We start from the raw sequence: 26,245 nt of genomic DNA, 5'->3' as shown, positions 1-26,245 counted from the left end.
CCCTACCTTATTACATACGCATTCTATACTACTAGTGTATAAAAATATGACATTTTAAACATCGCACTACAATCGGAATTTCTTCTAAGTCTTTAGTCCTAGAAAACGAAATGATAAAAAATCACATTTAGAATATAATTGTAAAAAGGAGGAGGTTGCATGCGTATAAAATTACTATCAATCTTGTGTTTATTATTACTCACAAGTTGTAGCCAAATAAAAAACAATGAAGTTGCCATTGTTGAGCCATACAAATTAACAAAAGAGCAAGCTTCTATTTTACAAATGACTCCTTTTCAAGAAGGAAATAGCATATTTTATAACGTTACGCTTAAAAATGATAAAGATGAAATAAATGCTACAATTGATTATTATAACAATGGTAAGAAAACAAAAGAAATTGCTAATATAGCTACCTCACATTTTTCAAAAAAGAAAGTAAAGCTTTCTTTTTTACCACCACATTTCCAATTTGATAAAGATATACAAGAAAAAAGGCAGTGGTATCTGAATATTGAAGGTGGTTCAACACTTGTTCCTGAAGAAGCGCCACCAAGCGTAAATAGCTCTGCAACTACTACAATCCAATCTATAAAAAATTTAAAATACAATCAAAAAACAACTTTAGCTGCTGTAATCCAAACCAGTAAAGAAACTGTAAGCGTCCCTACAATTGACGAAGAAAAGGGTATTGATTTACTCTTAAAAGAAAATGAACACGTTTATCTATTTAGTATCGAGCTAAAAAAAGAACAATAAAGCGGAAATGCAACTTAAGTTGCATTTCCGCTTTATTGTTTAATAAGGTGTACTTTTATGAATTTGAATCAAATCCATTTTCTGTTACTACTATTACTCATCTTCTACTTCTATTCTTTTCTTCTCTCTTGCAATTTTTAAAAACTCTAGCAGCTCTGGATTACTATTCATTTTTTTGTAAGCCACTGACATTTCTGCAACGAAATTAGAATCATATAACTCTTTATATACAACTTCTGTTTTATATAACTTATTTGCCGACACGGGTATTACTGTAATTCCAATCCCTGCTGCTACAAGCCCCATAACTGTTTGATACTCTGTTGCTTCTTGTACAATACGTGGACTAAATCCAACTTCTCTACAAAGAGATAAAATTGTATCATACAAAGCTGGCCATACTGGTCTCGTAATAAATACAAACGGCTCATCTCGTAAATCTTCTATATGTATTTCATCTTTCTCTGCAAGTGGATGTGCCTTTGGTAAACACAAAGTGCAAGATAACCTTTGAATTGGCTCTAATTCTAATAATTGCGTTGGAATTGGTGGACGTAAAAAGCCAATATCGATACGGTTATCATGAAGTGCATGAACTTGATCTGGTGTTGACAATTCATGTAATGCAACAGACACTCTCGGAAATTTCTTTCTATATTCCCTAACAATTGATGGTAAAATATCATATATCGCCGCACCTACAAAACCAATTGAAAGTGATCCTACTTCTCCCCTTTGCGCACTTTGTGCAACTTCTACTGCTTTTTCAATTTGTTCAAACGCTTTTTTTACTTCTTTTAAAAACATTTCTCCTGCTTCTGTTAGTTCAACCTTTCTTTTCGTTCTTGAAAATAATGTAACTCCCATTTCTTTTTCTAATTGCTGTATTTGTTGACTAAGTGGTGGTTGTGTCATTTGTAAACGAGCAGCCGCCCGTCCAAAGTGTAACTCTTCTGCCACAACAACAAAATATTGCAAATGCCGTAATTCCATTTTTGGACACCCTTTTCACTTTCGATTAATATGTCTTATATATTAATAACATATAATTTATATATTAGACAAATATTTTGAATGAACGTATAGTAGAAATTGTTAATTCTTTTTTACAATTTTTATGTAACAAAAGAAAGAGGTGGTTACTGTATGAAATGGTGGAAGTTAAGCGGACAAATTTTATTACTATTTTGTTTCGCTTGGACAGGTGAATGGATCGCAAAACAGGCACACCTCCCAGTTCCAGGAAGTATAATCGGTATTTTCTTATTATTAATTTCATTAAAATTTAACCTAGTTAAAAAAGAATGGATACAGGACGGAGCAGATTTTTTATTAAAAGAACTTATTTTATTTTTCATCCCTTCTGCAGTCGCTGTCATACGTTACAGAGATACACTAACACAATATGGAATCGATCTCATTTTAATTATTATGATTAGCACTCTTTGCGTTACCTTAGTTACAGGACTTTTAACAGAATTGCTACTAAAGCGGAAAGGATCAACGCAATGATCGGATTTCTTTGTTTACTATTAACACTATTCACATATTGGCTATCAAAAAAAATGTATCAACGCTGGAATTGGAGTCTACTTTCTCCTCTTCTCGTCTGTCCCATTATTTTAATTGCTTTATTGCTCGGATTAGATACACCTTATGAAACATATGAATCTGGTGGTCATTGGTTAACTGAATTATTAAAACCCGCAACAGTTGCTTTTGCATGGCCAATCTATAAATACTTTGATTTATTAAAGAAACATGGAATGGCTATCTTACTTAATGTCATTGTCGGTTCGTTTTTATCAGTCATTACTTCAGCACTACTAGCAAATTATTTTCAAATTGATTCATCACTAGAACATAGTTTAGCGCCACATATCGTAACAACACCAATCGCAATGGCTATTTCAGAAATGATTGGTGGCATGTCACAATTAACTGCTGTATTTGTCGTTTTAACTGCCTTAACAGGAGCATTGCTCGGTCCTTCTCTCATACGTATTTGCCGTATTAAAACAGCAATCGCAAAAGGTATTATGTTAGGAACAAGCGCAAATGGAACCGGTACATCAAAAGCATTCGAAATCGGTCCTGTGGAAGGAACAATTGCAAGTTTATCTATGCTTTTAACAGCAGGCGCTAGTTTAGTTATCGTTCCGCTTTTCTTGTCTTGGATACATTAAAGAAGCAAGTATTTACATACTTGCTTCTTTATCTATATATTGGCACAGCAATTCATAATCCTCTGGAAAAGCTAAACACAATTATTCAACTTCATGTATCCCTTTCCAAGCAATTTCATGTATTAACTCATCAGGATCTTGGATTTTCATATTACCGCCTATTTGTTTAACAAAATAATAATGGACATACACTGGAACACCGTATGTAATACCCTCTTTTTCATATATTTTATTTACAACTTCCACATTGTAACCTGTTTCTTCCCAAACTTCCCTAATACAACATTCTTCTAGTGTCTCTCCCTTTTCAAGTCCTCCACTTGGGACAGACCACCTTTTTTCTTCTCCCTCTTTGCCCTGCAGTACCATTAAAACTTCCTTTCTTTCATTTACACATACCGCTGCACTACCTATCCATCTCTCCATAAACATCCCTCCCCTACTAAAATTCGCCCTCTTTTTTATTTTCCCCTTGAAAAAAAGAGAAAAAAAATAAAACAATGACGAAAGATTACATCAACTTCATAGGCAATCCCTTCTTAGAAATTAAAACTGGAAGGATGAAAATATGATTTCTAATTATGTTGTGGAATGTGTCTTTTGTGAAGAAAATCGAAAGCCTCGCCAAGCTATTGTCACAGTTCCCGCCACTACTCAGCTACTAGCCATTGAAAAAGTGCGTGCGGAATGCAAACGTCGCTTCGGAAAAACTGTATTATTACAAACAGAAATTAAAGAAAAAATTGTTTTTGAACAAAAAGAAAGCTGACCATCAATTGGTCAGCTTTCTTATCCGATCATATTTTCACATGAAGATTAGGGGCATCCTCTTTAAGGATCGGGATTTTCCCATTATGTACGTTCCATAATGGTCATCGAACAATATATTTCTATACAATTAACTATTGAATAGAATAGGGCAAAACTTGTTCGCATTTTTAGAAAAGGGATAGGGATATAATTCAAGTAGTACTTCGAATACTCGAACTTTACACTCATAATATTAAAACAAATCCTTTTATATGGGAAATATGAATTACCTACATAATTCATTCGTAAAATATATTAATAGTTTGCTATATTAATTTTATCCCGCTATTTGTAAGCAGTAACCCCCTACTTATTATAATTTCACCTTATTCCATCAATAGCATACATCCAGCTAAAACCGGTGTCATAATCATCGAAAACCTCAAAAGCATTCGCGGTGCATAATTTGTAAACTTCGCGCCAATATATGCCCCTAACATGGTCCCGATTAATACTTGCAATAACAATATATAATCTAAATATCCTTCCGAACTATATCCTAGCCCACCCCCAATTGCAATCGGTAATATAACAAGCATCGTTGTCCCTACAGATTGCTGAATCGTTAGTCTCAATAGAACCATTAATCCAAGCTGAATAAACGGTGCAGAACCAATCCCAAATGAACCAGCCATCATTCCAGTAACTAATCCAAGGCATATACATTTCAACAAGTAGTTCATGGAAAACTCTTTATGCTTATATAAAGATGACTGTTCTTTGTTTTGGAACATAATTAATTTAATAAACATAAAAATTGCCGATAAAAATAACATCCCAGCTGTAAACCAATGAAGAAGATGTGCTGGTATAAGTGAACCAAATTTAGAACCAATATAAGAGCCAATTGCGCCAAATCCTCCAACAATCCCGCCTATAATAAATGCAACATTGCCTTCACGGTAATGACTGACAACACCTGATAATGTCGTAAATGCCATTGCAGTTAAAGATGTTGCAAGAGCAACATGAATAGGAATATGAAATACTAAAGTGAGTATCGCGATAATAAACCCAGCTCCTCCAGCTCCAACAAATCCTAATAAAATACCCATTACTAACATTGTTATAATAATTGCCACAGACTTTCCCTCCAGTAACACAATTATCCATCATATTTATCCTTACATACAAATAAAAAGCATCCTAGACGGATGCTTTTTATTTCAAAAATATGTACTTAATCTTGATTAATCAAAATAACCGCTGGACCAGCGACCACTACTCCAGCTACTTCTATTTTTTCAAATTCCTTTACTGTAATAGATATAACTCCTTCTCTTTCCATCAATTCTTTACTCAGGACATCAGTCGGGATTGCTTTCACCGTCTTACCTCCTTTTCATTTATACAATATGATAAAGTAAAACTTTAATGAGTGGGGTTTTTGTCCGTACTTATTAATTATTACCCCTCACCAATCGGACTAATAATCACCCAATGCATCTATATATATGCATCACCTCCGCTTTCATTCCTTATTCCACTCAAAAACCTTCTCCCCCTTCCGTGACATATTGAAAAATAAAAAAGAAGCTATAACATATAGCTTCCCTCTACGTTTCTTTAATCTTTATGCACCGTATATTCCATGACTTTTCCATCTCTATCAAATTGGAAAACAAGCTGTTCGCTATCTATTGGAATAAAGCCACGTTCAGTCCCAAGATAATACAAAGTGGTAACTCCTTCTTCCCCACTTCTCGTTTCCGTTGGAGCTCCTAACAATTGTATAATTTCTTCATTTGATTTCCCTATTAATTTATATTTTTGTAATAGATCATCTACCATATATACCCGCTTATCTGCATGATTTAACCATCTATTTTGATTAAACTTTGATGTATATTCATTTACACTTAGTTGTACAGTGCACACTATTAATGGTATGAGTGCTACTATTAAAACCCCCAACATTTGCTTCTTTTCTTCATTACGATTTTTAGAAACATATAAAATAGCCCTTTAAATCATGACTAATAAAACAAATGGTATGAATACTACAAAAATGCTCCTTACACTTAAGGGTATATGGACCATATCAATGACGAATATAAATAGAATGTACATTACTATATACAAACAAAAATAGACATACAAAATGCCACGTAGCATAGCGTTCAGAAAGATCTCCCCTTTTAACTCACTATATAATTCATCCGGCTAATCATTTCTCGAATCTGTTCTAATTCTTGCACTGTATATACTACTTTCCCTGCTAAGATTTCATTTCTGAAGAACGTTACAATTTGCTCCCGATTTTTTAATCTAGGTGTTTCCTCACTAGAAAGATCTATTATTTCTTTTCCATTTTCATTATAAAAATATACAACTGGTTTTACCTTTTCTTTTATACTATTAGCCTGCATTTCTTTCAAACAATTGTATAAAATTTGAGATAGTTTCTTCACCTTATATACTGGATTCCCTTCATTTTTCACTTGTATAGTTGACGAATCTTTACCTACTATATATTCAAATGTCTCTTCTTTTTCAACTTCTTGTTGATACTTACCCATTTCATCAATCATAAATGAATATATACCAGCATTTTCTTTCGTTAAACCATGAATTAATTTCTCTTCCCATTCTTTCGTCTCAAGTAGATAAATACCAGTTTTGCACAAGATGAGATGATGGATTCGATTATCGTTTATTTCACTATTATTTTTAATAAAAACATTCGGCATGATTTGAATTTCAGCATCTAATATGATGCCTTGCTCTATGAATCCTCGCTTCATATAATGTAATGTTTCGTACGTATTCATTTCAGCACCGTTTTTAGTATATTCTCGTAAATTTGCAATTAATTTTTGAAACATATGTATTTCGTTATTATGTTTATTTTGTATTTCACTACGTTCTTTACTATGCTGCATAGCTAATTGATTTTTCATCATACGCATATTTTCAATTTCTCTATTTGCACTTACTTGTAAATCATTGTATTTTTTCTGTTCCATATTTTTTAAATTATTTTGTTGTTCTTTATGCTCTATCACTGTAGCTGCAATTTCATTTTTATACGTTTCAATCGCTTGTTTCTTTTCAAATTCTACTTGCTGACTCTCTGATTCTAACTGTTTATTTTTATAAAACAGCACAAATGCTACAGCTAATAATATTAAAATCGCACCTATTAGCACATAATTCATATTTTTACTCCTTTATTTCATTTTCGATTATTTTTTATAAATATATCTACTATAGTATACTATGGTTTCGATATAGACTTTGTAAAAGTTGTATATTTTTAATAAAAGGCACCTCTGACGGGGCACCTTTTATTTTCACTCTATTGTACACCATACTGAATATAACTCGGATCGTAGTATATCCATTGATTTGTCCCTAAGCAAAGCCATCCATCTTGCTTACTCCACACTCGATACGATTCACCCTGATGTAACTGTCTTATAACATTTCCATTTAATGATGGAGCATCACGCAAATTTACATTATCACCAGTAATAGTCGCTACATAATGTTTATACTGAATATAACTCGGATCATTATATACCCACTGATTTGTCCCTAAACAAAGCCATCCATCTTGTTCTCCCCAAACTTCATATGTTTCGCCACGATTCAATTGGCGAATTACACTAGACTGTAAAGATGGTCCACTTCTCAAATTCACATTATCTCCATTAATTATAGCAACCCCGTACACTGGAGTTGCATTATTAGGCGGGGAAACATTACCTCCACCACTTGCTCCATTCCCTTTTAAAGCTTCTAATGAAACTGCAGCTGATACATCACAATTTCCTACGCCTGAAATTTGTCCAGAATCTGTGTACTGCCACGCTGTCCACGCTGTCCATCCACCAGCATCAGCAGGCGGTGTACTCGAGTATTTAGCAATCCAAAGCGGTATATCACTTAATCCGCTAATTCCGAACTCATTAATATACCAAACTCCTGTATATAACATTACATCTTTTCCAGTAGCCTGTTTCACATAATTTATGAAGCTTCTTGCCCAATTCGATATAGCGTTACCAGTTAAATTACTGTTGCTCGGATCTGTTGGTGATTCTAAATCCAGAACTGGCATTAAGTCTGTCTGGTTATTTTGTAATATACCCACAAAATATTTTGCCTCTGAAATTGCATCATTTTGTTCTGGGCGTGCAAAATGGTATGCACCAATTAATACATTCGCATTTCGTGCTGCTTGTACATTCTTAGTAAAAGTAGGATCAATGTAGTTTACACCTTCTGTCGCTTTTGCATACGCTGCTGGAATTCCAGATGCCTTCACTGCATTCCAATCAATATTCCCTTCCCAATGAGACACATCAATAAACGTAACATTTGAACTTGATCTGTTTTGCATATAAAATCTCCTATCAATTTTTTTACTTCGTATACATACAATATGTACAAGTTTCATAAGAGGACACAACATTTATGCTATAGAAACAAAGAGTAAACATATGTTGTATACAAAATAAAAAAGACCTTGTATTACAAGGCCTTTTGCAAACTCACTTTATTTTGTAGCAAGTACATATTATAATACAAACCTTGCTCACTTAGTAATTCTTGATGTGTTCCTCTTTCTACTATCTCTCCATCATGCATCACAAAAATTTGATCTGAATCTTGAATTGTAGATAACCTATGCGCAATGGCTATCGTCGTTCTACCTTTTCGCATTTGTTGCAACGCTGTTTGAATAGCCTCTTCTGTTTCTGTATCGATATTAGCTGTTGCTTCATCTAATACTAATACTTTCGGATTCGTTGCTATCGTTCTAGCAAAAGCAATTAATTGTCGTTGACCGCTTGAAAATGCTGCACCTCTTTCTACTACTTCTGTTTCATACTGTTTTGGTAACTTTTCAATAAACGTATTTGCTTGCACAAATCGAGCAGCTTCTTTTACTTCTTCATCCGTAATTTCTTCATTATACATACGAATATTTTGCTTTACATTTCCAGCAAATAAAAATGCATCTTGCAATACGAGTCCTATTTTCTTTCTAATTTCTCGTTCTTCAAATTTTTCTAAATCTACACCGTCTATTACAATATTTCCTGACTTAATATTATAAAATCGCATTAACAAATTCATAATCGTACTTTTTCCGCTACCAGTATGCCCAACAAAAGCAACCGTTTGCCCTTGTTTCACGTGAAATGATACATTTTTTAAAACGTCACGCTTTCCATCATATGAAAAAGTAACATTTTTAAATTCAATATCCCCATCCACAACTTGAGGATTCTCATTGCCTTTTTGAACCGGTGCTAAATCTTTCTCGTCCATTAAATGAAATACACGTGATGACGAAACAAGTGCCTGTTGGAAAAAGGACAATTTCATCATCATCTCATTTACAGGTTGGAAGAAACGATGTATATAGTTAACAAAAGCATATAAAACTCCTACTTCAACAGGGCTCTTTAAAGCATCAATCCCAAATAAACCTAGTACTAACGCAATAGCTACAATATGCACTAAATCCGTAGCTGGTCGTAAAAGTAATGCGTCTAACTTCAAAGTACGTCGCCCTGCACTATAATGTTTATTATTCACTTCTTCAAACTCTTTTCTCATACGTTTTTCTTGTCTGAACACTTGAACAATATTCATTCCTTGTATGGACTCGTTCAACTTTGCATTTAACACGCTTAGTTGATTACGTACTTCTAAATAAAAAGCTGCACTTTTCCGGCGATATAATACCATAATCGCAAACATTATCGGAATTAATACGAGAGAAAATAGCGCTAATTTTACATCTAATAAAAACATCGCTACTAAAATACCTACTAAAAAGACTACATTTTTCACAAATGTTGATAATACACTAACATAAAAATCTTTAATCGCTTCCGTATCATTTGTTATACGCGATACAAGTGTACCAATCGGCGTACGATCAAAGAAACTTAATGACAGCTTTTGAACATGTTCATATACTTCAACTCGCATATCTTGAACAATCTTAAAAGCAATGTTCTGAAAGTACAATAGATTTAAATACGTAAATAATACTTTTAATAAATGAGCAACTATGTAAATTACAAATAAAGTAACGAGCGCTGATCGTTCAAAATCCCGCGGTACTAGGTGTTCATCGAGGAATTGTTTAATTAAAAAAGGACCCATCATTTCCGTTACTGTCGCACCAACTAAAAAGATAAATGCTAAAGATAGCAACCCTTTATATGGCTTCATATAGGAAAGCAATCTACTTAAATCACTTCGCTTCTTCTCTACCATCATACGCCTCCTTTCTCGACTAAAGCTTCTAATTGCTGGCTTTCATACATTTCCTTATACCAGCCGTTTTCCTTCATTAATTCCTCATGTGTACCTCTTTGTACAATTCTACCTTCATCAACAACAAGAATAAGATTGGCATGCTGAATTGCACTTAATCGGTGTGCAGTAATAATCGTCGTTTTCCCTGCTCTTTCCCTCTTTAAGGCACTTAAAATCGTCTCTTCTGTTTTTGCATCTACTGCTGATAAACAATCATCCAAAATTAAAATTTCAGCATTTGTTAATAAAGCACGAGCAATAGAGATTCGCTGTTTTTGGCCACCAGATAACGAAACACCTCTTTCCCCTACTACTGTTTCATATCCTTCTGAAAATTGGAGGATGTCATTATGAATACAAGCAATCTCTGCAGCTTGGGTAATTTCATTATATGTAGCATCCGCCTTTCCAAAGGCAATATTCTCACCAATACTTGCTGAGAATAAAAAATGATCTTGCGGCACGTATGAAATGGCAGAACGGACACCATGAAGTGTTATATCTCGAATATCTCGCTCCCCAATTTTTAATTCACCATTAAAATGATCATACTCACGGATTAAACATTTTAATAAAGTTGTTTTCCCTGCGCCTGTACGTCCTACAACTCCTAGCGTTTCGCCCTTCTTCAAATCAAAGTGAATATCGTTTAAATGTAACAATTCATTTTTCTTATACGAAAATGAATCAACGGCAAACGAAACATTACCGCTCGCTATTGTCTGTACAGCTTTTTCGCTATTTACTACATCTGATTTTTGTGAAAGAATTTTTTCTACACGGTCATATGAAGCACGCCCACGCTCCATAATATTGAATAACCATCCAAACGCTAACATTGGCCAAACGAGGGTACCTAAATATGTCGTAAATGTAACGAGATCACCTACTGTTAATTCACCTCTTACAACTAATACCGATCCATAACATACTGCGATTAAAAAAGAAAATCCAACGATAAGAGAGATTGTCGGATCAAATAACGAATCAATACGTGCAACTAACACATTTTTATTTACAACATCTTCTGATTTTCTTCGAAACGCCTGCAAATCTTCTTTCTCTTGTCCAAGCGAGCGAATCACTTTCATTCCACTCATACTCTCTTGCACTTTATCATTGATTTCCGAAAACGATTGCTGTGCTTTATGAAACCTTTTATGTAATAAAGTTCCATAATAATTTGTCGAAATAGCTACAATCGGCATTGGAATTAAACTTAATAATGTTAACTTCCAGCTAATTGTAAAACCCATCGCTACGAGTACACATCCTCCGACAGCTAATGAGTCAACAAGCGTCAAAACACCTGCTCCAGCAGTTTGCTGGATCGCTTGAATATCATTGGTCGCATGTGCCATTAAATCACCTGTTCGATTTGACTGATAGAAAGATGGACTCATCTTTGTAAAATGTTCATATAAATTTTTTCGTAATTGGCGAGCTAATTTTAATGAAGACCCGAAAATCATAATACGCCATATGTAACGTAATATGTACATCGTAATGCCTACAATTACTAATAGTACAACCCATTTTAGTAACTTATCGGTCGTCAATGTTCCATCATTAATTTCATCTACAACGATTCCAATTACTTTTGGTGCTACAAGTTCTAAAAGTGCAACGCCAAACAATAAAATAATTCCAGTTATGTACGCTCGTTTTTCTTGTTTAAAAAACCACGCTAAATTCATAAACACTTTCATTTTTTTCCTCCTCCCTTAAAATGAGCGATGTTTTCAGTTTACCAAAAATACAGAATTTTTAAAAGTTTTAAAAACTATAACTAACAAAAAGAAAGACACTCTTAGCGAGTGTCTTTTAGCGAGTGTCTTTTAGCGCTTATTTCATTTGTTGCTTGTTCATTGCGCTCATCATTTGATTGATTTTCTTTTGGGAAGGTTTTTGTCCCATTTGCATCATCATCATTTTTAACATTTGTTCGTTAATTGGTGGATTTTTTTGTAAGTAATTCATCATATATTTGCGGGCAATGAAAAATCCTAACGCCACGCCTGCTACTAGTGCTACTACGCCCACTAGAATACCTAACCAAATTGGCATATATTTTCCTCCTTCATGTTGTCTACCTTACAGTGTACTAAAACCTTTTCAATAAGACAAGATACAATTCGACATTTTTTACACATATGTTCGTACTTGTTTTAGAGGATTCAGCCATCCGTACTTTGTATTTTCATAATCCATAGCTAAAAATGTTAATTCACACTTTCTTAACACCTCAAAGAATGTTGTTTCCATAGAGACATTTCCAGAGGTATTCATACGAATATAGTGCGGTTTCACCATTATTTCGCCGTACTCCGCTCCCGTATAAAGTGTATGTGTATGATGTGTTCTATCATATTTACCAAGAACGCGCAAAGCTTGTTCTAATTTATGATGAATTTTCATTACTTGCAATGGCATCGTTATATACATCATTTGCTTATATAACACTTTTTTCTCCGAAAGGGACCCAGATTCTGAAAATCGAGCAAATAAATCAAAAAACAAATATTCACGACCAAAATAAGCTTTCGCAATATCCTCTTGAATTAAATACAATTCATACGTTTTCATTTTTCCACTCCCAATCTGGACAACCTTTTCTCTTCATTATATATAAGAAAATTTGCAATGATTGTCTGACTGCGGAGAGATAAAAAACTTTTTCTGTCGAAAAAACTCATTTACATAGAAAAACCTCTCCATGCCGGAGAGATTTTTCTGAAATCATTAAAGCATTTCTTTTACTTTACGAACAACGTTCTCTACAGTAAATCCATACTCTTCCATAATCTTCTCACCAGGAGCAGAAGCACCGAATGTATCGATACCTAACACATCTCCTTCAAGACCTACGTAACGGTGCCATCCGAATGTAGCACCCATTTCGATTGCGAAACGTTTTGTTACTGCTTTTGGTAATACAGATTCTTTGTACTCTGCAGTTTGAGCTTCGAAGCGATCCATAGATGGCATGCTGACAACCGCTGCGTCAACGCCGTCTACTGCTAATGCTTTTTGAGCTTCAACAGCTAGGCTTACTTCAGATCCAGTTGCAAGTAAGATTACATCAGCCGTTTCTTTCTTGCTTGCAGAAACTACATATGCACCTTTTGCTACTTTTTCATACGTATCATCTTTTGCACCTTCTAATGTTGGAAGGTCTTGACGAGTTAATACTAAAGTAGTTGGTTTGTTTGTAGATTCTAAAGCAAGTCTCCAAGCTGCAACAGATTCGTTACCATCAGCAGGACGGATAACAGAAACGTTTGGCATTGCACGAAGCGCTGCTAATTGCTCGATTGGTTCATGTGTTGGACCATCTTCACCAACAGCGATACTGTCATGTGTGAATACATACGTTACTGGCAATTGCATTAATGCTGCAAGGCGAATTGCTGGACGTAAGTAATCAGAGAATACGAAGAACGTACCACCGTAAGTTTTTAAACCACCATGTAGTGCAATACCGTTCATTGCTGCACCCATTGCGAACTCACGTACACCGTACCAAATGTTTTTACCGCTGTAATCATCTCTTGTAAAGTCTTTTTCGTTATTCATGTATGTTTTGTTAGAACCAGCAAGGTCAGCAGATCCACCGAAGAATGATGGTACAGACTCTGCAATTGCATTAATTACAGCACCAGAAGAATTACGAGTTGCTGCTTTTGATCCTAATTCATAAGTTGGTAGGTTTTGCTCCCAACCTTCTGGAAGTTGACCGTTCATTGCTGCTTGGAATTCGTTTGCTAATTCTGGGTATGCTTGTGCATATTCACCTAGCATCGTGTTCCACTCAGCTTGCGCAGTTTCACCAACATCTTGTACTGTTTTACGGAAGTTGTCATATACTTCTTCTGCTACGTGGAAGTCTTGCTCAGCAGTCCAAGCATATGCTTCTTTCGTTAATTTCGTTTCTTCTACACCAAGTGGAGAACCATGTGAAGCTGATTTTCCTGATTTGTTTGGAGAACCGAAACCAATTGTCGTTCTTACTTCAATTAGCGTTGGGCGTTTTTCGTCAGCTTTCGCTTCTTCAATTGCTTTCGCGATTGCTTCAATATCGTTTCCATCCTCAACACGGATTACTTGCCATCCGTATGCTTTGTAACGATCTTCTACACTTTCAGAGAATGAACGATTTAAATCGCCATCTAATGAAATATCGTTTGAATCATAAAGCACAACAAGACGACCTAATTGTAAATGAGCAGCTAATGAAGATGCTTCAGCAGAAACGCCCTCCATTAAATCTCCATCACCACAAATAGCGTATGTATAATGATCTACTACACTATACGCATCACGGTTATATTTAGCAGCTAAATGTCTTTCAGCCATTGCCATACCTACAGCAGTTGCAATACCTTGTCCAAGTGGACCAGTCGTTGCATCTACACCAGCTGTATGACCGTACTCAGGATGTCCTGGAGTTTTGCTTCCCCATTGACGGAAGTTCTTTAAGTCATCCATTGTTACATCATAACCAGATAGGTGAAGTAGGCTGTATAATAACATTGAACCATGACCTGCAGATAATACGAAACGATCACGGTTAAACCACGTTGGGTTATTTGGATTGTGTTTCATAAATTGAGTCCATAATGTATAAGCCATTGGTGCTGCACCCATTGGCATTCCTGGGTGACCAGAGTTTGCTTTTTCAATCGCATCGATGGATAATGTGCGAATCGTGTTGATAGAAAGTTGTTCGATTGAATGTGACATGCTATTCTTCCCTTCGCTTATATTAGTAAACGTTTTATACATTTATATGATAGCTTCCCACGCAAGATTATACAACATGTATCGACAAATATGTTGATATTTTTTTGGTTTTTTATAAAAAAATCAATGTTCCCGGGAATGTATGGGCATTCAATATGACATACTTTTTCATTATTTTTATTTTAAAAAGAAAGGGAATTATCTGTATATTTATACAAATTTCTTCTATACTTACTTTTTTTAATACGTTTTTAAAAACACAAAAAGCATCTAACTTCGATGCTTTTCAAATAAGTTAAACAATCCGTTTCCGAATCGAGCTTGAAATCAAATCAATTATAATTACCATTAAAATAATACCTAATAAAATAATCCCAACACGAGACCAATTCCGTGAACTCAGCGCAAAAATTAAAGGTGTACCAATCCCTCCTGCTCCGATAACCCCTAAAATCGCAGCGGATCGTACATTAATTTCAAATCTGTATAACGTATACGATAGAAAATCTGGTAACACTTGTGGTAACACCGCATACCAAAGTATTTGAAAACGGTTTGCTCCTGTTGCTAGTAACGCTTCCGTCGGTCCTTTATCTATGTTTTCAATTCCTTCTGAATATAGTTTTCCTAACATTCCAATAGAATGTAATCCTAAGGCTAATACTCCTGCAAAAGAGCCTGGACCAACAGCTTTTATAAATAAAAGAGCCATAACTAATTCAGGAAACGTACGAACAAAACTAAGCACAAATTTCCCAGATCCTGAAGTTAATTTTCCAATACTCATATTCGTTGCCGCCCAAAAGGCAAACGGAACAGATAAAAATGCAGAAATAAATGTACCTAATATCGCAATTGCCAACGTATCAATTAATCCATGTAATAAATCTTCACCATCTGGCAAAGATACATACGACCAGTCTGGATTTAATATCCCTGTCATAATTGCTTTCGTGATTTCACCTGCTGTGTCCTTTATCCCTTCTAATGGTACTCCTGAAAAGGCCCATACATATACAACTGTAAGTGCTATTAAAATAATCCAGCGATATATACTCGGTTTCTTCGGTTTTGGCACAATCATCGTCGTTCTATTCATTATAGTTTCTCCCGTAACAATGTACTAATGTAGTCAATTAACAAAACAACAATAAGGGTATAAATAATTATAGAAGCAGTTTGTTTATATTGTAAAAATCCAAGTGTACGATCATAATATAGTCCAATACCACCTGCTCCTACTAAACCTAAAACAGCTGCTGCACGTACGTTCACCTCAAATGTATAAAGAACATAGGAGACAAAATGTGCTTTCACTTGCGGAATTACCCCATAAACAATCCATTGCACCTTATTAGCTCCTACCGCTGTCATCGCCTCTAACGGACCTGGATCAATTGATTCAATTGACTCATACAACAATTTCGCTACAAGTCCAATTGAAAAAAAAGTAAGAGCCAAAATACCTGGAAGTGGCCCAATTCCAAAAATCGATACGAAAATTGCCGCTAATAATAAATCTGGTATCGTTCGTATCAAATTTAAAATCATTCGAGCTAGACTGTATAAAAATGTGTTAGTAAACACATTACTTGCTGCAAACAGTGCAAGTGGAATAGCTAAAATCGCTCCTAAGGTCGTCCCAATAATGGCCATACGTATTGTATCTAACATCGCTGTTGTAATAACTTGAAAATAACTCCAACAGGTGGCACCATCTCTTTCAATAGATCTACCATATTGGGAAAACCGTCTACCAGTTTTGAAAATGATGCATCTACTTGTACACTACTACTCCACAGCATTAAAATAACTAAAATAAACGTTAACATATGTTTCAACTTACTCGGCGGCTTCGGTATCGATTTCGAATATATCGTTACGTCACTCATTTAACTGCCACCTCTAACAATTCATTTTTCTGTGCTACATCTCCATAAATTTCAGCAAATTTTTCATCTGTCGCCTCTTCTACTGAACCATCAAAAACAATTTCTCCTGCATGTAATCCAATAATACGTGTCGCATATTGCCTAGCTAAATCAATAGAATGCAAATTCACAATTGTTGTAATTCCAAAATCTTCATTGATTTTTTTCAAATCATTTAATACTTGCTTTGTCGTAAGTGGATCTAACGATGCAACAGGCTCATCTGCCAATATGATTTTTGCTTCTTGTGCCAATGCTCTAGCTATTGATACACGTTGCTGTTGTCCTCCTGATAATTCATCAGCACGTGCATATGCTTTTTCTAAAATATTCACTCTTTTTAACGCTTGAAATGCGAGCTCCACATCTTCTTTCGGAAACAAACCTAACGTTGTACGTAATGTGGAATGATATCCAACACGACCAGCTAATACATTTTTTAATACTGTTGATCGCTTTACAAGGTTAAAACTTTGGAAGATCATACCGATATCCCGGCGCATACGCCTTAATCCTTTTCCTTTCGCAGCAGTAATAGACTCACCTTCAATAATGATTTCTCCTTCGGTAATCTCATGAAGACGATTTACGGATCTGAGAAGTGTAGATTTTCCAGCTCCAGACAGCCCTACCATTACAACAAACTCACCTTTTTGAATTTTCAAGTTTATATTATTCAATCCTTTTGTACCGTTTGGATACACTTTGGAGACATTTCGAAACTCTATCACACATCTTACCTACCTTCTATGTATTCAAAACGGCAAACTAACTGAAAACATCCCCTTTCAGCTAGCTGCCATTTCCATATGTATTATTGCGTTTTTACTTTCTTCCCATATTCACGAACGATATCAAATTTACTATCATCAGATTTAACATATCCTTCATGTGAATATACTTCTTTAATGATTTTACGGCCTTCCTCATTCTTTCCAATTTCAATGAAAGCATCTTGTAATTTCTTGCTCCATTCTGCATCTAAATCAGATCGTACAGAAATTGTATCGTTCGGAATTTTCTCAGTAAATTTCACTATTTTCGTTTGATCAAATATATTCGGATAATCTTTTTTTACAATATTACGAGCATCTTGGAATACAACAGCCGCATCTACGTCACCATTTAAAAGAGCAATAAGCGACTGATCGTGACCTTTTAATGTAACAGGTTTCACATCTTTTAACGGATCAATTCCCTCTTTTAATAGAACAGCTGCAGGCCACACATATCCCGCTGATGACGTTACATCTTGATAGCCAATTTTTTTACCTTTTAAATCTTTTACACTATTAATATTTGAATCTTTCTTAACAACAAACTCAGATTTATAATAATCTACTAAATCTTTTGTAGGGGCTCCTGTTTCATTCTCTACTCCAAAACGTTGTGCTTGTAAAATTACATTTGCAGCCTTCTTTTCATGTGCTAATACGTACGCTGTCGGCGGTAAAAATCCTACATCTACTTGTTTAGATGCCATCGCTTCTACAATTGTATTGTAGTTCGTTGAAATACTAACTTTTACTGGAATATTTAACTTATCACTTAATAGCTTCTCAAGCGGTTTTGCCTTCGCCTCTAACGTATCTGCATTTTGAGAAGGAACAAATTGAACATTTAAAGTCTTCGGTACATACCCTTTTTTCGTATCTTCATTTTTACTTGCGCTTGATTCCTTCGTTCCACAGCCACTTAATAATCCCGCTGCTAGTACAACTGTTGTGCTCATTGCAAAAACTTTTTTCAACATATTAATGCCTCCATTTTTCATTGTTATAAAATAACCTTTCATAAACATGAAGAAATATATCACATATTTTTACAAATAATTGATTATTTACAGAATCTTTACACATTCTATACACTCACATTAAAATTCTCTTCACATATTTGATATGATGAATTGGAAGATAACAATAGAAAAGGTGAGTCATATTGGAACAAAATCAAACTGTAACTTTAAACATCTTATTAACAAGCGATATACATGGCACTGTTTATCCTATTCACTACCAAGATAACTCCCCAGCAGAACTTGGTTTAGCTAAAATTTCTACTCTTATAAAAAAAGAACGTTCCCAAAATACAAACGTTCTTTTAATTGATAATGGCGACTTTATTCAAGGAACACCATTTACTTATCATTATGTTACATACGAAAAAAACAAAAAAAACCCAATGTCCTTATTAGCGAATTACTTACAGTATGACGCTGCAATTATCGGCAATCATGAATTTAATTACGGGATGGATATATTAAATAATGCTGTGACTACTGCGAACTTCCCGTACCTATCAGCAAACATTTTAGATAAAAACATAAAGAAACCTTATTTCGGAAAACCTTATATAATCAAACAGATTGAATCCAATATAAAAATTGCTATTTTAGGGGTAACAACACATTACATACCAAATTGGGAACAGTCCCATCACATTAAAGATTTACTATTTGAAGATGCATTAAAGACTACAAAAGAATGGGTTTCTTATATTCGCGAACATGAGAAACCAGATTTACTAGTCGTAGCGTATCACGGGGGAGTTGAACGAGATTTACAAACCGGGGTACCGACTGAAGTGTTAACAGGAGAAAACCAAGGATATGCAATGTGCCATGAAATTGAAGGCATAGATATCTTATTAACAGGCCACCAACACCGGGAAATTTCTCACACAATGGCTAACGGTGTAACAATTTTACAGACCGGATGCAATGGACACTCAGTTGGAAAAGTAAAAGTAACATTCGAAAAAACGAAACATAAATGGGTGAAAAAAGAGAGTTCTTCTGAATTATTATCTGTACAAGGATTTGAGGCGGACCAAGATGTACTTTCATTGGTAGCCGATTACGAAAAGAAAACACAAAAGTGGCTTGATCAACCTATTGGAATCATTCAAGGGGACATGCAAATTTCAGATGCTATGCAAACTCGTTTGCATGATCATCCTTTTATAGAATTCATAAATAAAATACAGATGAATATAGCTAATGTATCAATTTCTTGTACAAGTTTGTTCCATAATACATCTCCAGGTTTCCCGGAACATGTAACAATGCGTGATATCGTTTCTAATTATATTTATCCAAACACATTAAAAGTAATTAAAATAACTGGAGCAGATATAAAAAATGCTCTTGAACTCTCTGCTTCTTATTTCACATTAAAAACAGATGGATCAATCACCATAAGTCCTACCTACATAGAACCAAAGCCACAACATTATAATTATGATATGTGGGAAGGGATTTCATACGTATTAAACATTTCAAAACCAATTGGTGAAAGAGTAGAATCTTTACAGCATAACAGTGCTCCTCTTAATATGAATGAAGAATATGACGTTGTAATGAATAATTATCGTGCAAGTGGCGGGGGAAATTTCTTTATGTTTCAAAACAAACCAGTAGTAAAAGATATACCCACAGATATGTCTGAACTTATCGCTAATTATATATTGGAACATAAAACGATAGAAGCAACAGTTAATAACAACTGGAAAGTTATTAAATAACGATTTTTACAAATAAAAAAGATGGGCTTCGCCCATCTTTTAATTTAATTTTGCATTATCTTGCTTTTTTAAAGCTTTTAATTTCGTCGGTGTAACATCTGTACCTTCTTCGTTAACAACTTTAATACCTTTAAGTTCGTTTAACATATTTTGACGAAATCCTTTTAAATATTGTTCACGTAGCGATTGACGCTCACGTTGCTCTTCTTCAGTTAAACCTTCAGCTTTTGCTTTTTTCGCTAAGAAGTTAATGCGTTCAACGAGTTCGTGATTAATCATCTCGAATCCCCCTTCTAATCAAAACTGATTATTATCATACAATAGTTACTCTTCTTTATCAAGCAATTGCTTCGTATACTCTACATATCTACGATGTACAGTCGCCTTTGAAACATTATGACCAAATCCACGTAATGTTGCTGCAATTTCTTCAAACGTGAGTTCACTTTTTCGCAAACGTACAATTTCCTCAATTGGCACTTCTTTTTTCTCTCTTCCTACACTTAAATGACGATTTTTTAAATTTTTTTCTGGACGATAACCTTTTTCTACTGCACGTTGCATACCTCGTTTAATTTTCATATTATGAATCTTTCTTTGATATTCTTCAACAATACCAATAATATCTAATACCATCGAATCAGAATCCGACAATTGTAATTCACCGTTATGTGTATGCGTATATACTTTTATGCCTTCTTTATGTAAACAATGCATTAACGCGATCTTCGCATTTCCTCTACCAAGACGCGTTTCATCTTGTATAAGTAACACATCAATTTGTTCGTCTCGAATTGTATCCAACACCTCTAATATACCGTCACGTTCAATTGTATATCCACTAGCCTGCTCTTCAATCACCTTAGTAACATTCATTTGATAGCGCTCAGCTAAATGCAATAATTCATCTTTTTGACGTAATAATGATGTTTCTTGTGCTTCTTTCGTTGTACTCACACGTGCATAAATAATTGCATTCATTTTGAACCCCTCTTTCTCCCTATTATTTCCCTATAGTGTAACATAAATCCGCCATTTGTTCGAACTTATGTTTGTAGAATGTTTTTTCACATGTTATACTTATTAATAAGAAAAATGAAAGAAAACGAGGTGTTAGAAAACATGGAAAAGTTAACGAAACGCCAGCAAGACATTCTCGACTTTATTAAGCTAAAAGTACAAGAAAAAGGATATCCACCTTCCGTACGTGAAATTGGTCAAGCAGTCGGCCTCGCTTCTAGTTCTACAGTGCACGGACATTTATCACGATTAGAAGAAAAAGGATACATTCGACGCGATCCAACAAAACCACGTGCCATTGAAATTTTAGGTGAAGACCGAATGGATACGGAAACACAATCTGTTATTCAAGTTCCAATTGTCGGAAAAGTTACTGCTGGTTTACCAATTACAGCGGTCGAAAGCGTAGAGGAACATTTCCCACTTCCAGCTAGTATTGTTGCTGGAGCAGACCAAGTGTTCATGTTACGTATTTCTGGAGATAGTATGATTGAAGCTGGTATTTTCGATGGAGATTTAGTTGTTGTTCGCCAACAACAGTCTGCATATAATGGTGAAATTGTAGTCGCTTTAACAGAAGATAATGAAGCAACTGTTAAACGTTTCTATAAAGAAAAAGACCATTTCCGTTTACAACCAGAAAATTCTTCATTAGAACCTATCATTTTAAAACAAGTGTCAGTTATCGGGAAAGTAATTGGCGTATATCGTGATTTACATTAAAAAATAATAAAAAGAAGATAATTACCTTATTTATATACGGTAATTATCTTCTTTTTTGTATTTTGATAGATTTCCATGCATTCTATTTCTTATTAACGAGTTTTAATCGTCACATCTCCAGCAGCCGTTTTACCACTAATCTTTTTACTACCATTTCCAATTGTTACGTTTTTATTTTCTTCATTAAAAATCGTTACATCTCCGGCAGCACTTTGCCCAGTAATTACCGCATCTTGTGGTTTTTCCGATAAAGTAATATCTATATCTCCCGCAGTTGAACTTGCTTCTAGATTATACTTAGAATCATGATCTTGAATATTTATTTCCCCACTTGTTGTTTTTGCGGTCACTTTCCCTAATACCTTCTTAAAATTCACCTCACCAGCTTTTGTCGATCCCTCCACATTCTTAGCCGTTATTTGTTTCAACTCTACTTCTCCAGCAAGTGTTCTAACACTTACGCTATCACTTTTCACATCACTCATCTCGATTTGTCCAGCAGATGAATTTACTTTTACATCTTGGTAAGAGCGTTCGGGCACAAGGAGAGTCAATTTAGACGTTTGAAACCTAAAATCGTAAAAAGAAAAATCAAATGAAGCACCTTTTTCTCTTTCCCCAATAACTTTTAATGTGTCACCATCTTCTGCGATACGAATCTCTTGTTTACGTACATCTCCTGATTGCTTGATATAAAAAGAAGAGTCAGGAGATTTTTGGACAATAATATCCCCGGCATCTAACTTAACTTCTATATTTTTTAATGTTTCGTTTTTAATTACATTTTCTTTATCGCCTTTTTTAGCAGTTTGTACTGCTTTTTCATATGTTTGGGAAATTCCTATTACTCCAATAATGATACAAGCAATAGCGATTAAAAATAGTTTTTTCATCATTTACTCTCCTTTTATCATTTTGAAGTTCCATATTACATATCGTACACACAATCTCTTAAACCACTTTGTACTATAAAAAGCGATAATACATAACAATAAACCTACTCCAACAAACGTTATACTAACGAAAAGATCCAACCATATAAAAGTACCCATAAATACTTTTCCAATAACGAAAAATGGTGTTACTACACTAGCAATACCACCGATCCAAAAAGAAAATATAAAAGCAATAATTGCGACTAACGGTCCTAACACAATAATAAAATTAAACAAACTAAGTCCAATCGCTGCCATAACAGCTCTTGTCACATTTGAAGTCGATGGATTTTTTTTCATTTCATCGAAGCGATACATCGCAAGTAATTCTTTCGCTATTACTTTCGGAGAACCAAGGCCTTGTATTATTTCTGATTCAGTTTTCCCCTCTTCTAGTCCAAACTGAAAGTGCTCTTCATAATCCAATAAAATATCTTGCCTCTCTTCCTCTGGTAACTTTCTAAGATAACTTGATAATTCTTTAAGAAACCCTTCTTTACTCATCCCATTCCACCCCTTCAATAATTTCTTGTACCCCTTTCGCAAAATCACACCATTCTGTTACTAACAAATGAAATTGCGTCTCCCCTTGCTCTGTTAATTGATAATATTTACGAGGTGGCCCTTCCGTAGATTCCTTTAAATACGTTTGAAAATACCCTTCTTTCGTCAAACGACGTAATAAAGGGTATACTGACCCTTCCGATATTAAAAATTTATTAGAAATTTGCTGAACAAGTTCATAACCGTAACTATCTTTACGTTTTACAAGTGCTAATACACAAAGTTCAAGCACACCTTTTTTAAACTGAACGTTCAAGTGCCATCCTCCTTTCCTATCTTAGTACTGTTCAATGCACAGTACCTATCTTATCCATAATATACCACTCGGTATTGTTTATTGCAAGGTACTAAGCTATATTTATTTCCAAAATTTAGAAAATGAACTAACGAAATCCTGAATAAGACTATGTTATAACTAAGCAGCATTACGTTAATATCATTGAGTAATGATTCGATTCACAAGCCACAAACTTACAGCCTTGCAGATGAGGACGTAAAAATCATTGGTCGCGTTGTACAAGCAGTAAAGAATTATTAAGTTATAGCACAAGTGATTTAAAAAAAGATAAAATCAATTCTTTTGAAAAGATTTTCTTAGTAACATGATTCAAAATAACCAAAAATAATCCATTGCCTAGTAGTTAATATATCCAATAACTTCACTAAAAAAGCCCTGATACCGTAGTATCAAGGCTTTTTCATTTCACAAATTATATAAAACTTACGTTTATCTGATAATGTTTTTCTATGATATCACTACTTGTTATTAATTCGTGGCTTTTATGTGGCTTTTTTCATTTTGCAACCACATAAAAGTGTAATAATTGGGAATTAAAAAACCCTTGATACGAGTTGTATCAAGGGTTCAAGCCTCTTAGTATAGAGACATATATTGATCGCGTTCCCATTGGTGAACTTGTGTTCTAAATATATCCCACTCAATCTCTTTCGCTTCGATGAAGTGCTCAAGTAAGTGTTCTCCTAGTGCACCGCATACTACTTCATTAGATTGTAATGTAACTAATGCTTGCGCTAATGTTGCTGGTAAGTCAACGATACCTGCTTCTTCGCGCTCTTCTTTTGTCATTACATAGATGTTACGATCTACTGCTGCTGGTGGAGTTAATTTGTTTTTAATTCCATCAAGACCTGCAGCTAATAATATAGCCATTACTAAATATGGGTTTGCAGCTGGGTCAACACTACGTACTTCTACGCGTGTACTAATACCACGAGATGCAGGGATACGTACTAACGGACTACGGTTTTGTGCAGACCATGCTACGTAACAAGGCGCTTCATATCCAGGCACTAGACGTTTGTATGAGTTTACAGTTGGGTTTGCTATCGCTGTAAATGCTGGTGCATGTTTTAAAATACCTGCGATGAAGTGACGAGCATCATCACTTAATTGTAAGTCACCGTTTGCATCAAAGAATACGTTCTCACCATTTTTAAATAATGATAAGTTACAGTGCATACCTGAACCGTTCACACCGTATAGTGGTTTTGGCATAAACGTTGCGTGTAAACCATGTTTACGAGCAATTGTTTTTACAACAAGTTTGAATGTTTGAATGTCATCACATGAGCGAATTGCATTTGCATATTTAAAGTCAATTTCGTGCTGCCCTGGAGCAACCTCATGGTGAGATGCTTCAATTTCAAATCCCATTTCTTCAAGTTCAAGAACGATATCACGACGACAGTTTTCCCCTAGATCCATCGGCGCAAGGTCGAAGTATCCACCGTTATCGTTTAGTTCTAATGTTGGATTTCCTTTTTCATCAACCTTAAATAGGAAGAATTCTGGCTCTGGTCCAAGATTGAAGTCTGAAAATCCTAAAGCTTCCATTTCTTTTAACACACGTTTTAAGTTGTTACGTGGGTCTCCATCAAATGGAGTGCCATCTGCATTGTAAATATCACAGATTAGTCGAGCTACTTTACCTTTTTCAGCTGTCCAAGGGAAAATTACCCAAGTGTCTAAATCAGGATATAAATACATATCAGATTCTTCAATACGTACGAAACCTTCAATCGAAGATCCATCAAACATCATTTTGTTATCAAGAGCTTTCGTTAATTGTCTCACTGGAATCTCTACGTTTTTAATTACCCCTAAAAGGTCCGTAAATTGTAAACGGATATACTTTACATTCTCTTCTTTCGCCAAACGGAAAATATCTTCTTTTGTGTATCTAGACATTATAAATTCCTCCTTAGTCCCTCTAATCGCCTTCAGAATCAGTTATCTTTAGTGAAAAAATCTTGAAATGTCACCTTGTCGCAATGAAGTTCGATTGAATCTACCTGTATGTTGTAGTTCATCTCGAAGTATTTTGCGAAGCTCAGTTTTTGAAATTTCTTTCGTTTCTTCTTTTACTTTCACTGCTTCTGTTTGATTTTCTTTCATTAGTAACACTTGTTTAATACCAGCCATATTCAAGCCTTGATCTAACAAATCTTTAATTTCTAACAACTTATCTACATCGTTAAATGAAAATAATCTACGATTCCCCTTTGTACGGGTTGGAGAAACAAGATTATGCTCTTCATAGTAGCGAATTTGACGTGCAGACAATTGTGTTAAATCCATAACAATACCAATAGGAAACAGCGGGGCAGAACGTCTATCTTCTTTCATTTTTCAGTTCCTCCTTCGCCTTAACTGCTTCTCATTTTATACTATGTTATGTTTAGTGTCAATAGATGTTAGCTTTTCTTACATGATTTTTTATAATTTTTTTTATGAATTTTTTCATTCTTT

At 34.8% G+C, this 26,245-nt stretch carries 26 protein-coding genes and 4 pseudogenes; 7 read left to right on the top strand and 23 right to left on the bottom strand.

Annotated elements, in window-relative coordinates; all coding sequences use genetic code 11:
• Window positions 1-159 precede the first annotated feature (159 nt).
• Window positions 160-759: a hypothetical protein gene (locus tag QCI79_RS22425; RefSeq protein ID WP_001220602.1), complete on the top strand. Its 600-nt coding sequence runs from the start codon at window positions 160-162 to the stop codon at window positions 757-759.
• Window positions 760-852: 93 nt separating this feature from the next.
• On the opposite strand, the gene alsR is transcribed toward QCI79_RS22425, so the two are convergent.
• On the bottom strand, window positions 853-1,752 hold the full coding sequence (gene alsR / locus QCI79_RS22420; RefSeq protein ID WP_000423234.1) for an acetoin biosynthesis transcriptional regulator AlsR: 900 nt from the start codon (window positions 1,750-1,752) through the stop codon (window positions 853-855).
• Between the two features lie 153 nt (window positions 1,753-1,905).
• Here alsR and QCI79_RS22415 point away from each other — a divergent pair, with 153 nt between their 5' ends.
• A complete protein-coding gene (locus QCI79_RS22415) occupies window positions 1,906-2,271 on the top strand; it encodes a CidA/LrgA family holin-like protein (protein ID WP_000872365.1) in 366 nt (121 codons plus the stop codon).
• On the top strand, window positions 2,268-2,945 hold the full coding sequence (locus QCI79_RS22410) for an LrgB family protein (RefSeq protein WP_000578965.1): 678 nt from the start codon (window positions 2,268-2,270) through the stop codon (window positions 2,943-2,945). Before QCI79_RS22415 ends, QCI79_RS22410 begins: the two co-directional genes overlap by 4 nt.
• Window positions 2,946-2,957: 12 nt before the next feature.
• On the opposite strand, the pseudogene QCI79_RS22405 reads toward QCI79_RS22410, so the two are convergent.
• A pseudogene (locus tag QCI79_RS22405) lies at window positions 2,958-3,371 on the bottom strand (NUDIX hydrolase).
• A 142-nt stretch (window positions 3,372-3,513) separates the two neighbouring features.
• Between QCI79_RS22405 and QCI79_RS22400 the strand changes: the two are divergent.
• Entirely contained in the window at window positions 3,514-3,714 is a 201-nt protein-coding gene (locus QCI79_RS22400) for a DUF3903 domain-containing protein (protein WP_000625225.1), read from the top strand.
• Window positions 3,715-4,081: 367 nt separating this feature from the next.
• On the opposite strand, the gene QCI79_RS22395 is transcribed toward QCI79_RS22400, so the two are convergent.
• The 14 genes and pseudogenes from QCI79_RS22395 to QCI79_RS22330 all read right to left on the bottom strand — a co-directional run bounded on the left by QCI79_RS22395 (window position 4,082) and on the right by QCI79_RS22330 (window position 18,464).
• Window positions 4,082-4,837, bottom strand: a complete 756-nt coding sequence (locus tag QCI79_RS22395) for a sulfite exporter TauE/SafE family protein (protein ID WP_000974654.1) — start codon at window positions 4,835-4,837, stop codon at window positions 4,082-4,084.
• A 98-nt stretch (window positions 4,838-4,935) separates the two neighbouring features.
• Window positions 4,936-5,082 carry a BC1881 family protein gene (locus QCI79_RS22390; RefSeq protein WP_000644411.1) on the bottom strand — a complete coding sequence of 49 codons (147 nt, stop codon included), beginning with the start codon at window positions 5,080-5,082 and terminating at the stop codon, window positions 4,936-4,938.
• Between the two features lie 239 nt (window positions 5,083-5,321).
• Window positions 5,322-5,870 (bottom strand): annotated as a pseudogene (locus tag QCI79_RS22385) (hypothetical protein).
• Window positions 5,871-5,893: 23 nt separating this feature from the next.
• Entirely contained in the window at window positions 5,894-6,913 is a 1,020-nt protein-coding gene (locus tag QCI79_RS22380) for an NERD domain-containing protein (RefSeq protein ID WP_001110269.1), read from the bottom strand.
• A 140-nt stretch (window positions 6,914-7,053) separates the two neighbouring features.
• The gene (locus QCI79_RS22375; RefSeq protein WP_001181392.1) at window positions 7,054-8,100 is read right to left on the bottom strand and encodes a GH25 family lysozyme; all 1,047 of its coding nucleotides are present in this window, start codon (window positions 8,098-8,100) and stop codon (window positions 7,054-7,056) included.
• A gap of 131 nt (window positions 8,101-8,231) precedes the next feature.
• Window positions 8,232-9,995: an ABC transporter ATP-binding protein gene (locus QCI79_RS22370; protein ID WP_000229523.1), complete on the bottom strand. Its 1,764-nt coding sequence runs from the start codon at window positions 9,993-9,995 to the stop codon at window positions 8,232-8,234.
• Entirely contained in the window at window positions 9,995-11,746 is a 1,752-nt protein-coding gene (locus QCI79_RS22365) for an ABC transporter ATP-binding protein (protein WP_000862460.1), read from the bottom strand. The genes QCI79_RS22370 and QCI79_RS22365 overlap by 1 nt, the downstream gene beginning before the upstream one ends.
• A 136-nt stretch (window positions 11,747-11,882) precedes the next feature.
• The gene (locus QCI79_RS22360) at window positions 11,883-12,104 is read right to left on the bottom strand and encodes a YneF family protein (protein ID WP_001123317.1); all 222 of its coding nucleotides are present in this window, start codon (window positions 12,102-12,104) and stop codon (window positions 11,883-11,885) included.
• Between the two features lie 78 nt (window positions 12,105-12,182).
• On the bottom strand, window positions 12,183-12,623 hold the full coding sequence (gene sirA / locus QCI79_RS22355; protein ID WP_000860645.1) for a sporulation inhibitor of replication protein SirA: 441 nt from the start codon (window positions 12,621-12,623) through the stop codon (window positions 12,183-12,185).
• 156 nt (window positions 12,624-12,779) lie between these two features.
• Entirely contained in the window at window positions 12,780-14,780 is a 2,001-nt protein-coding gene (tkt, locus tag QCI79_RS22350; RefSeq protein ID WP_021728490.1) for a transketolase, read from the bottom strand.
• Window positions 14,781-15,075: 295 nt separating this feature from the next.
• The gene (gene phnE, locus QCI79_RS22345; RefSeq protein ID WP_001082387.1) at window positions 15,076-15,879 is read right to left on the bottom strand and encodes a phosphonate ABC transporter, permease protein PhnE; all 804 of its coding nucleotides are present in this window, start codon (window positions 15,877-15,879) and stop codon (window positions 15,076-15,078) included.
• A pseudogene (gene phnE / locus QCI79_RS22340) lies at window positions 15,879-16,672 on the bottom strand (phosphonate ABC transporter, permease protein PhnE). The gene phnE (QCI79_RS22345) and the pseudogene phnE (QCI79_RS22340) overlap by 1 nt, the downstream one beginning before the upstream one ends.
• Window positions 16,669-17,442, bottom strand: a complete 774-nt coding sequence (gene phnC / locus QCI79_RS22335; RefSeq protein ID WP_000569247.1) for a phosphonate ABC transporter ATP-binding protein — start codon at window positions 17,440-17,442, stop codon at window positions 16,669-16,671. Before phnC ends, phnE (QCI79_RS22340) begins: the two are co-directional and overlap by 4 nt.
• Window positions 17,443-17,525: 83 nt before the next feature.
• Window positions 17,526-18,464, bottom strand: coding sequence for a phosphate/phosphite/phosphonate ABC transporter substrate-binding protein (locus QCI79_RS22330; protein ID WP_000915068.1), 939 nt, complete (start codon window positions 18,462-18,464; stop codon window positions 17,526-17,528).
• A 185-nt stretch (window positions 18,465-18,649) separates the two neighbouring features.
• On the opposite strand from QCI79_RS22330, the gene QCI79_RS22325 reads away from it, so the two are divergent.
• Window positions 18,650-20,233, top strand: coding sequence for a bifunctional metallophosphatase/5'-nucleotidase (locus QCI79_RS22325; protein WP_000437446.1), 1,584 nt, complete (start codon window positions 18,650-18,652; stop codon window positions 20,231-20,233).
• Between the two features lie 39 nt (window positions 20,234-20,272).
• Here QCI79_RS22325 and QCI79_RS22320 read toward each other — a convergent pair whose 3' ends face one another.
• The gene (locus QCI79_RS22320) at window positions 20,273-20,512 is read right to left on the bottom strand and encodes a DUF896 domain-containing protein (RefSeq protein WP_000607015.1); all 240 of its coding nucleotides are present in this window, start codon (window positions 20,510-20,512) and stop codon (window positions 20,273-20,275) included.
• Window positions 20,513-20,557: 45 nt separating this feature from the next.
• Window positions 20,558-21,214 carry a YneB family resolvase-like protein gene (locus QCI79_RS22315; protein WP_000991472.1) on the bottom strand — a complete coding sequence of 219 codons (657 nt, stop codon included), beginning with the start codon at window positions 21,212-21,214 and terminating at the stop codon, window positions 20,558-20,560.
• A gap of 141 nt (window positions 21,215-21,355) precedes the next feature.
• Here QCI79_RS22315 and lexA point away from each other — a divergent pair, with 141 nt between their 5' ends.
• Entirely contained in the window at window positions 21,356-21,976 is a 621-nt protein-coding gene (gene lexA / locus QCI79_RS22310; RefSeq protein WP_000413738.1) for a transcriptional repressor LexA, read from the top strand.
• 92 nt (window positions 21,977-22,068) lie between these two features.
• Here the strand turns inward: lexA and QCI79_RS22305 are convergent, their stop codons facing one another.
• The 3 genes from QCI79_RS22305 to QCI79_RS22295 are packed head-to-tail and all read right to left on the bottom strand — an operon-like array spanning window position 22,069 to window position 23,731.
• The gene (locus QCI79_RS22305) at window positions 22,069-22,872 is read right to left on the bottom strand and encodes a DUF4097 family beta strand repeat-containing protein (RefSeq protein ID WP_000976240.1); all 804 of its coding nucleotides are present in this window, start codon (window positions 22,870-22,872) and stop codon (window positions 22,069-22,071) included.
• Entirely contained in the window at window positions 22,873-23,415 is a 543-nt protein-coding gene (locus QCI79_RS22300; RefSeq protein ID WP_000031383.1) for a DUF1700 domain-containing protein, read from the bottom strand.
• Window positions 23,408-23,731: a PadR family transcriptional regulator gene (locus QCI79_RS22295; RefSeq protein WP_001102627.1), complete on the bottom strand. Its 324-nt coding sequence runs from the start codon at window positions 23,729-23,731 to the stop codon at window positions 23,408-23,410. The genes QCI79_RS22300 and QCI79_RS22295 overlap by 8 nt, the downstream gene beginning before the upstream one ends.
• A 162-nt stretch (window positions 23,732-23,893) precedes the next feature.
• Here QCI79_RS22295 and QCI79_RS22290 point away from each other — a divergent pair.
• Window positions 23,894-24,013, top strand: a pseudogene (locus QCI79_RS22290) (LexA family protein); the annotation flags it as partial.
• Window positions 24,014-24,349: 336 nt separating this feature from the next.
• On the opposite strand, the gene glnA reads toward QCI79_RS22290, so the two are convergent.
• Entirely contained in the window at window positions 24,350-25,684 is a 1,335-nt protein-coding gene (gene glnA / locus QCI79_RS22285) for a type I glutamate--ammonia ligase (protein WP_021728491.1), read from the bottom strand.
• Between the two features lie 48 nt (window positions 25,685-25,732).
• Window positions 25,733-26,122 (bottom strand): transcriptional repressor GlnR, encoded by a 390-nt coding sequence (glnR, locus tag QCI79_RS22280; protein WP_000656783.1) that lies wholly within the window; start codon window positions 26,120-26,122, stop codon window positions 25,733-25,735.
• Window positions 26,123-26,245: the final 123 nt, after the last annotated feature.

This window comes from Bacillus cereus group sp. MG1, assembly GCF_040460035.1.
Taxonomy (GTDB): domain Bacteria; phylum Bacillota; class Bacilli; order Bacillales; family Bacillaceae_G; genus Bacillus_A; species Bacillus_A cereus.
The sequence above is the reverse complement of the archived record's forward strand: the minus strand, read 5'-3'. Positions and strand labels throughout refer to the sequence as shown.